The sequence below is a fragment of the Candidatus Aquicultor sp. genome (assembly GCF_054640775.1).
The window spans coordinates 1-4,188 of sequence record NZ_JBTSLF010000206.1; the positions used below are offsets into that span (position 1 = coordinate 1).

Sequence of the window (4,188 nt, forward strand, 5' to 3'; positions counted from 1 at the left end):
ATAGTTACCAGGGCGGAGGCTTCGGCTCTCATCTGGAATATCCTCTACAAAGAACCGCAAGAGGGCGGTAGCTATCCCGCTTACATTGCGCCGTATCTGCCGAAACCGACGATAACGTTCCCACGACGAAAACAGGTTGTATTTACTAAGGACTACTCGGTGACCGCACAGATCGACCCCGAGTCATCCGCACAGGAGCTATGGGTCGATGGAAAGCTTGCCCAGACTAAGCATGCCGGCGGTTCAAACACGGTAACGTTTACCGGACTCAAAGCTATAAACCGCACTTACTCTATAAGTGTGAGAACCAAGAACGGTTCGGCATTCACATCAACCGGCGTTGTGAGCTACTACTGCCTGCAAGCCCCGTCCGGCTACAACCACCTTATAGTCATCGATAAAAGCGAGTTCAGCCTCTATTGGATTATCGACGGCTTTATGAAAAAGATCTACCAGGTGGCAATCGGCAGGGACGGCATGGCGACGCCGAATGCCGAGTGGATAGTCGGACAGAAGTATAAAACAGACCCCAAAGGTGTCTACGGACCCCGCAAAATGCGTCTTTACAGATTAATGCATGGTACCTATGAGTACACCCGCTATGGAATCCATGGGACAAACGAGCCCTGGGTCATCGGTACCAGGGCTTCACATGGATGTATCCGCATGCGAAACAAAGAGGTCCTCGAACTCTGGCCCCAGGTTGACGTTGGGGATCACGTCGTAACGCAACCATAATGTAGTAGGTGGGCGAAATATAAAAATAGGACTAGCAAAATTTTCCAGCTTATTGTAGAATAAGCGCTAGGTAATTATGCAACACTATGGCTTTGAAAATCAGAAAGACATTCAGCTTAGCGAAACCAGCTTCAGTAGAACTGAGAAAAAACAAATAGAGCAAGAGATAATGAAACGGCTGCGCACGCAAATGCTGATGCTGGGCTGGATTATTATCCCGATAGTCGCCCTAGCGGTATGGTTTCTTAAACCGCAGCCGGCGGTTCAAAACTCCGCAGCAAAATTAGCCGCCACGACAGTTCTGGCGAAAAAGATCGAGAAGCGAACCCCGCCAACGAGCAACCTGGCTATAACCGCTACCACGACCACGAACCCAACGACCTTTCAGAAGGAAGCTACGGACACGATATTCTTCGTCGGTGTCGGCGATATGGCGTTCAATGGCCAGATTGGGGATACGCTTAGAGACAAAGGCGCACAAGACATATTCTCGGATATCACCCAGGTCCTGCAATCGGGCGATGTAGTCGTAGGTGATCTTGAATCACCGCTCTCTCCAGGAAGCCAGACACCGGGATCAAATAAATCGGCCGTTCTTGGAGCGCCCGAAGCCGCCACCGGCATGAAAAATGCGGGCATCAACCTGGTGTCTCTTGCCAACGACCACATGATGGACTATGGTACTGCGGGTCTAATCGATACGATTACCCGCCTCAACCGGGCCGGAATCGCCCACGCGGGGGCAGGCAGCAACTCACAGCAAGCTTATACACGCACAGTGCTTACTATTAAAGGGAAGAAAGTAGCGTTTCTCGCGCTTTCCTCGATAGCGCCCGACAACGCCCGCGCTCAAGAGGATAAAGCAGGGATTGCTGCCAATAAGAGACGTTCTTACATCGACAGTCTCATCAAGGAGTCCGCCAGGCAGAACGATTACCTGATCGTGTCGTGTCATTGGGGCGACGAAGGCAGCACCGAGATTATGAGTTCCCAGCGAAAGTTCGCTAAAAGGGCTATCGATGCCGGCGCCGATGTCGTAATCGGAAGCCACCCGCATATCATGCAGGGAATCGAGATATATAACGGCAGATGTATTGCATACAGCCCCGGCAATTTTATTTACCCCAGCGGCTCAGGGAATTCCGGCCAGGCGTTCGTTCTTAAGCTCTCGCTTGCTAAAGGCATGATCATTAAGGCGGAGGTCATTCCAATTTCCGTCGATCCATCCGGCAAGCCAAGCCTTGCTACCGGATGCGCTGCGGGAGCCATCTTGCAAAAACTAAAGGATCTGTCGGACCCCTTAGCGACAAACGTGAATATCGTCGGGAACACGGCGCAAGTCACCTGACGCAGGCAACAGTAACAAAGCCGGCGGCTTTGAATCACTAATCGATCTCTCGCGTTCTCTCGGTCACCCCCTTAAGAACGGCTTATCCATTAACTCCCGCTTTACTTATACCCGTTACGAAAATGTTTTAGAATTTTATTGGCCGACCGGCTTATTTATAGTGATAAGTGATACCTGTTAAATGAGAGTAGGCGGTGCTGATACAACGTGCGGATGGCACGTATGGGCTGAATAGGCGATAGCGGGTCAACTAACATGCTTATTTACATAATATTAACGCTGGCAAATATAACTTGCTATTGCCTTAATAGGCGGGCTTAGTATAGTATAATATTTGCATCATGTAATCCCTTAAGAAGTTCTCTTTCTGCTTATTTTTTGCTGACGACACACTACATGCAATAGTCAGGTATCTTGAAAATTGGGTTCTGCCCAAACATATTCACCAACCAATCAAGCCCGCAGCATTATCAGCAGCTCATCGCAATTATTTAGAATCGTATTTGAAAGCTTGCGAAAAGTTTCTCAAATACGGTTAATCGCTGGTAGGCATTATAGTAACCGGGTAGTGTTTAAAGCTTTACTAATAAGGCTGGTGCATCGTGGTTTTTGAAAGGAACTTTGCCAGAATTACTGGTCAAACATATGAGGAATTACTTGCATCGCTCATCGAATCGGCGAGGCTGATAAGCGGTAAGCTCTCACTCGATGAGCTTGCGGATATTATTGTTGTAGAAGCCCAACGGTTGTTTGACGCAAAGGCCGGATGGCTCTTTCTTTATGACTCAAAGGATGACCTTCTTAAAATCGAACGCTTCTGGGGCCCGAGCGAAGAAGTGTTTAGAGCCTTCTCGGTGCGTCCAGGCGAAGGCATCTCGGGTATAGCGTTCTTAACCCAACAACCTGAAGTAACGCTAAAAGCCGAAAAGTATCTCGCACTCATCCCTACCACAACGATCTTACCTGATGATGCCCCTGCGCTTGCGGTTTTCCCGCTCTCGGTTGGGGGACGCAGGATAGGGGTCATAGGTATTACTTCAGAAACCATCAGTAAGAAAGGCCTTACCGAGGATGAGTTTAACTCGGTCGTATCGGCCTTTGCCAACCATATTGCCATTGCGCTGGACACCGCACTGCTCTTCGAAGAGAAGAAAAAGGTGGAGCTGGAATTAAAGAATAGCGTTCAGCGGCTGCAGATGATTAACGAAATCGGAATCGATCTCATCAGAGACCTGGATTTAGCGGTGATCATACGCAAAGTCGCCCGCTACACGACCGATATTTTTGGCACCGACGCCGCGATCATCAACCTCGGCAACAAAGACGGCACTGTCATCGAAGCCGCATATTTCTATAACATGCCCCCCGAGACGGAAGAGATACTTCTGACGAAGCAGACCATTGCGCGGAGGGTCTTTGAGTATCCAAGGAGGGTGTTGATCAACGATTATCCCGTGCATACATGGGCGTTACCAGAGTTTATTGAAGTTGGTGTGAAGTCGTTGATCATGGTTCCGGTTATCTCAAGGGGCAGGGTTTTAGCTACTCTGTCCGCAGTAAGCTTCCGGGAGGAAAGGGCGTTTGCCGAAGACGATTTCGACGAACTCGAGTTCGTCGCCCGCCATGTCGCCGTAGCGATAGAAAACGCCAGGCTCTATTATGAGCAAGTCGAAACCAGACGGAAAATGGAAGATTACGCCACCCAGTTGCGGATGCTCAATGATTTTTCTCAGCGGGTAACCAGTGAGAGCAATCCGCAGGAGATGGCCGAGCAATTGGCCAAATCGGCCAGAATATTACTTAACTGTACGGTTAGCGGGGTCATTTTGTTTAGGAACTCGATGGATGAAGCGCCCACCTTATCCTGGTCCACCGATGGAAATCAGTCCTGCAAAGTCGAGCGCTTAGGAGTTGATTTCTCTACGCACGACGGTCTTTATAGCGAGTTGTTCAGGACAAAGAAGCCTATCCGCCTGAACAACATCTCAGCCCATCCGCATAGTAAAGGATTGCCCGAACATCATATGCCCATCTGTGATGTGCTTGGTGTGCCACTTCTAGATTCGAATGATGAGTTTATCGGGCAGGTTATGGTCAGCGAC

At 49.4% G+C, this 4,188-nt stretch carries 3 protein-coding genes; all 3 read left to right on the forward strand.

The features are described from left to right. Window positions 1-738 (forward strand): L,D-transpeptidase (locus ACYC56_RS12760; protein WP_461374556.1); only part of this gene is annotated, 738 nt, incomplete at its 5' end. A 76-nt stretch (window positions 739-814) separates the two neighbouring features. Next, complete coding sequence (locus tag ACYC56_RS12765) at window positions 815-2,086, forward strand: CapA family protein (RefSeq protein ID WP_461374557.1); 1,272 nt, start codon at window positions 815-817, stop codon at window positions 2,084-2,086. A gap of 602 nt (window positions 2,087-2,688) precedes the next feature. Next, on the forward strand, window positions 2,689-4,188 hold a 1,500-nt coding region (locus ACYC56_RS12770), incomplete at its 3' end, for a GAF domain-containing protein (RefSeq protein ID WP_461374558.1).